1 protein-coding gene is annotated in these 270 nt (G+C 32.6%); it reads right to left on the bottom strand.

Going from position 1 to position 270, the window contains the following annotated elements; all coding sequences use genetic code 11:
• Positions 1-270: hypothetical protein (locus RT99_RS23720; RefSeq protein WP_042567245.1), on the bottom strand; the 270-nt coding region annotated here is incomplete at both ends.

Below are 270 nucleotides of genomic sequence, written 5' to 3'. Positions count from 1 at the left end.
TTTCTCTAAAATGATATTGCTAATATTTACTTCTCCATTAGTTGGATTTGGATAAATTGTGGCTTTAGCAAAAGCAGGATCATTAACGCCTAATGTTTTACAAGTGTTAGAATAAGTAGTTGTTGATTCTTTAATATTCGACCAATTAGCATTTGAATAAGCTGCATCATCAACCTGAATGCAACTAAGAGTTGTAAGACCTAAGAAGGTTGTATATAAAACAGATGCTGTATTTTTACCGGTTTGTGTTGGCAGGATGAAGTTTCTGTT

Source organism: Flavobacterium sp. MEB061 (genome assembly GCF_000834715.1).
Lineage (GTDB): Bacteria > Bacteroidota > Bacteroidia > Flavobacteriales > Flavobacteriaceae > Flavobacterium > Flavobacterium pectinovorum.
This window is presented reverse-complemented; position numbering and strand designations above follow the sequence as displayed.